This is a genomic window from Neobacillus sp. GCM10023253 (assembly GCF_042653105.1).
In the GTDB taxonomy this organism is placed as follows: domain Bacteria; phylum Bacillota; class Bacilli; order Bacillales; family Cytobacillaceae; genus Neobacillus; species Neobacillus citreus.
In genome coordinates, this window is record NZ_JBHSHV010000032.1 from 1 (window position 1) to 1311 (window position 1311).

1 protein-coding gene is annotated in these 1311 nt (G+C 38.4%); it reads left to right on the top strand.

Annotation, left to right across the window (positions count from 1 at the left end):
* Nucleotides 1-1173 (top strand): IS110 family transposase (locus ACFPA1_RS28625; protein ID WP_378588480.1); only part of this gene is annotated, 1173 nt, incomplete at its 5' end.
* Nucleotides 1174-1311 lie beyond the last annotated feature (138 nt).

Below are 1311 nucleotides of genomic sequence, written 5' to 3' on the forward strand. Positions count from 1 at the left end.
AAAAAAAAACCTTATAAAACAAGCTTTAAAGTACCTCATACTCTAGAAGGATTGGGAATGTTAAGTAAGTTTCTTAGAGAAATAGAAGATCTTACAGGGCTAAAACCACCCATTGTTCTGGAGTCTACAGGGCATTACCATACTCCAGTCGTCCAGTATTTTGAGGAAAGAGGATACCTGCTTATTATTGTAAACCCACTCGTTTCTTATCGGGCAAAAAGCTCTTCCTTGCGGAAGGTAAAAACAGACATAATCGATGCCAGGCATCTTTGCGAGCTCTATTACAAAGAGGATCTGGAGCCTTATAAAAAGCGTGGAATTCAGATTTTGAATCTTCGCAACCTTACGAGGCAGCACCAAAGCATGACAGGTATGTATGTACAAACAAAGCTCCAATTTCAGGCGGTGCTTGATCAGGTTTTTCCAGAATATGAAGATGTTTTTGGGGACTTATATTCGGTTGTCTCCCTATTAACATTAATGGAATTCCCGACATCCAAAGAGGTATTGGAAATCGAAGAAGATACCTTAGCCAAACGAATTAATGAACTTTGTAAAAGCCGTTCAAGTAAGTGGGCACGCACACAGGCAGAGAAGCTTATCGAAGCAGCTTGTAGGAATCCATTCAAGAAAGTTTTGTATCAAAGCCATGTTGTAAGTCTGAAAATGCATATAGAGATGCTTCTGGAGTACCAAAAGCATCTATCCACAATAGAAGCAGAGATAGATGCTTTGGCTAAAGAAATGGAAGAATATAAAATCATTCAATCAATCCCTGGAATTGGTCGAAAAATCGCTGCAACGATTATTTCGGAAATCGGAGAGATTGAACGGTTTCCCCACCCTAAAAAACTTGTTGCATTTGCCGGCCTTGACCCGAGTATCTTTGAGTCTGGGAGATTCAAAGGGACAGTGAACCGGATTACAAAAAGAGGTTCAAGCAGGCTAAGACACGCTTTATATATGGCTGTACAATGTGCCATCCGTGATTGCCGGAAGAAAAAAACGACCCCGGAATTCATCGCAAGTAATAGGAAAATGCGAGAGTTCTATGATAAAAAACGTGATGAAGGAAAGCCCTACAAGGTAGCCATAATTGCGTGTGCAAATAAGCTTTTACATTGGATTTATGCACTCTTAAAAAGCAATTCAACTTTCCAAGATATTGTCTAAAATGCAAAGCTAACCAAATAAACTAAAACCTTCCAAAATAGTTCTAATGGAAGGTTATTTGGCATGCTTATTTTTAGAATACCACACAATAAAAAGATATTTAAATGAAAAATGTTGACAAACTATTAGCTGGTTTAT